We start from the raw sequence: 3,265 nt of genomic DNA on the forward strand, positions 1-3,265 counted from the left end.
CTTCACGCCCTCGGCGCCATCGATGCCATTCAAGACCCGCGCAACGGCGTTACCTGATTTCAACAACTGATCCAGATTGTCGCCGTAGATCTTGATGCCCAGATCCGAACGCACACCCGAGATCAGCTCGTTGAAACGCAACTGAATGGGCTGACTGATCTCGAATGCATTGCCGGGAATGGCTTCGAGTTTTTTCTCGATTTCCTTCACCAGGTCGGCCTTGGTCTTCTCCGGATCGGGCCAGTCGCGGCGATCCTTGAGCATGACGTAACCGTCCGAGATGTTCGGCGGCATCGGATCGGTCGCAACTTCAGCGGTACCGACACGGGAGAAGTAGGTTTTGACCTCCGGGATCTGTTTCAGTGCGCGTTCGAGCTGGAACTGCATATCCAACGATTGCGTGAGGCTGGTGCCCGGGATACGCAATGCCTGAACTGCGAGATCCCCTTCATCGAGGCTGGGGATGAATTCGGATCCCATGCGCGAGCCGATCCACGCGCAGATTCCGACGAAGATCACCGCGCCTACAAGGATCACGGCGCGGAACTTCAACGCGCCATCGAGGATAGGCGCGTAGGCACTACGCGCACCGCGAACGATCACGTTCTCTTTTTCCTCGATCTTGCCGGTCAAGAATAGCGCGACGGCGGCGGGGACGAACGTGAGCGACAGGAAGAGGGCGGCGATCAATGCGATGATGACGGCGAGCGCCATGGGCCGAAACATCTTTCCCTCGACGCCGGTCAGGGCGAGGATGGGCAGATTGACGAGGATGACGACGAGCACGCTCACCAGACTCGGCGTGAACACCTCGCGGGTGGCGGTGAACACCGTATGCAAACGTTCATCTACCTCCAATAAACGGCCGGCCCGGTGCTGACGCTGCGACAGCCGCAGCATGCAGTTCTCCACGATGATCACGGCTCCATCGACGATTAATCCGAAATCGAGGGCGCCGAGCGACATCAGGTTGGCGCTGACTTGCGACTGGACCATGCCGGTCATCAGCATCAGCATGGAAAGCGGAATGACCGCCGCCGTCAGCAGCGCTGCACGGACGTTGCCGAGCATCAGCAGGAGGACTGCGACAACGAGAATCGCGCCCTCGAGCAGATTCTTCTGCACCGTGGCGATGGTCTTCTCGACCAGGACGGTGCGATCGTAGACGGGATCGGCGGTGATTCCCTCGGGCAGGGTTTTGTTGATCTCGGCAAGTTTCTCGGAAACAGCCTTCGATACCGTACGGCTATTCTCCGCGATCAGCATCACCGCCGTTCCAAGCACGGTCTCTTCGCCATCGCGGGTTGCCGCGCCGGTTCGTAGCTGCTTGCCATAGGCCACATCCGCAACATCCCGAATCGTGACGGGTACGCCGCCGCGGTGAGCGACGATGATCTGTTCGATGGAGGGGATGTCTGCGACCTGGCCCGGCGAGCGGATCAGATACTGTTCGCCGTTGCGCTCGATATAGCCGGCACCGACGTTGGCATTGTTCTTTTCTAGCGCGTTGACGATAGCCTCGAATGTCAGCCCGAAAGCGAGCAGGCGAGCAGGATCGGGGGTGACGTGATACTCCCTTTCAAATCCACCGATGGTATTGACCTCGGTCACACCGGGAACTTGTCGCAATTGCGGGCGAATGACCCAGTCTTGCAACGTGCGAAGCGCGGTGGCGTCGTAAGGGCGTCCGTCGGGCTGGCGAGCATTCTCAGCGGCATGCACGGTGTAGAGATAAATCTCACCCAGGCCCGTGGCGATCGGGCCCATCTCTGGCTCGATGCCCGCGGGCAGCTGGCTCTTCGCTTGCTGCAAACGTTCGTTGATGAGATTGCGCGCGAAGTAGATGTCCGTCCCGTCCTGAAAGACGACGGTGACTTGTGACAATCCGTAGCGAGACAGCGAACGCGTGTACTCCAGGCGCGGCAAACCCGCGATAGCAACCTCGACCAGATAAGTAATTCGCTGCTCGACTTCGAGCGGCGAGTAGCCCGGCGCCTGAGTGTTGATCTGAACCTGCACGTTGGTGATGTCAGGGACCGCATCGATGGGTAGACGCTGATAATTCCAGACACCGGCCGCGGCCACTGCCAGCACCAGAAACAGCACCACCCACCGACGGGCAATTGAAAAGCGCAGAATTGCGTCAATCATTACAGCGCTCCTAGTCTTCGTGCTCGGCGGAGCCTTTGCCCAACTCCGCCTTGAGGATGTAGCTGTTCGCGGCGGCATAGCGCTCGCCCGCCTGTAGCCCCTCCGTCACCTCGCTCAATTGAGCGTCCGCACGGCCGATGCGCACCGGTCGCGGCTTGAATCCCTCCTCGGCATGGACGAACACGACATTGTTGTTCTCCAACGTCTGAAGTGCTTCGTTACGTACGACGAGTGGGACCTGGTTTTCGCCGAGCGTCACTTGCGCCGTGACGTACAGGCCGGGCGCCCAGCGACGATCGGCGTTGTCGAGCAGTACTCGGGCTGTCAATGTTTGATTGGCGCTGCTTCCGAAGGGTGCGACATAGACGATCTTGCCGTCGGCATTCACGCCCGTATCGTTGCTAGACACTCGCACGGTTTGGCCGACGCGCACTTTTGCCATGTCGCGCGGGAATAAGGAGAGTTCTACCCAAACCGTCGCCAGATCTGCGATCGTGAATAGCACTTTGTCGCCCGTCTGTTCACCGGGATTGGCTTGACGTGCAGTGACGACGCCATTAAGTGGCGCGACGACAGAGTACGTTTGCAAGCTCTCATTGCTTTCGATGCTGGCCAGCGTTTCGCCGGCGCGCACGGAATCGCCAATCTTCGCAGTGACAGCGCGGATCACACCGGGGAAGCGGGCCCCCACGTCTCTGACGCGCTCGGCGTTCGGTGCGACGACGCCGTAGACCGGCAACGTCTCTCGGATGGTGGCCGGACCGGCTTCCGCGACCACGATCCCCGCCGCCTGAATCTGCTCGGGCGTGAGCGCGACGTGGGTAGGTTCGGAGTGGCCTTCGCCCTCGTCGTGACCCGCCTCGGATTTTGCCGAAGAGGCCTCCGTGGCTTGATCGGAGCCTCCACAACCGCCGATGGCCAACGCCGCGGCGATCAGCACCAACAGTAATTTCTGATTCATGGTTTCAACTCAAGGTGTGGAAATCGGGCGGGTGAGTGCGGCGCTGGTGAGGCGCTCGATCTCAGCCAAAACACGGTGATAGTCCGCGGCGGCATCGATCGCCGCGGCTTGCAAGGCGAGCAGTTCTTCCTGGACCGTGATGAGTTCCAGGAA

The 3,265-nt window shown here is 60.3% G+C and carries 2 protein-coding genes; both read right to left on the reverse strand.

Features of this window, described 5'->3' with window-relative positions; genetic code table 11:
- Positions 1-2,151, reverse strand: a 2,151-nt coding sequence (locus tag JNL55_RS02405) for an efflux RND transporter permease subunit (protein ID WP_293848782.1), incomplete at its 3' end; no start/stop codon positions are given.
- 10 nt (positions 2,152-2,161) lie between these two features.
- Positions 2,162-3,112 (reverse strand): efflux RND transporter periplasmic adaptor subunit, encoded by a 951-nt coding sequence (locus JNL55_RS02410; RefSeq protein ID WP_293848784.1) that lies wholly within the window; start codon positions 3,110-3,112, stop codon positions 2,162-2,164.
- Positions 3,113-3,265 lie beyond the last annotated feature (153 nt).

This window comes from Steroidobacter sp., assembly GCF_016790065.1.
In the GTDB taxonomy this organism is placed as follows: Bacteria; Pseudomonadota; Gammaproteobacteria; order Steroidobacterales; family Steroidobacteraceae; genus Steroidobacter.

Coding starts and splice junctions, on each gene's coding strand:
- JNL55_RS02410 (WP_293848784.1), bottom strand. CDS start 3,112: ATGAATCAGAAATTACTGTTGGTGCTGATCGCCGCGGCGTTGGCCATC.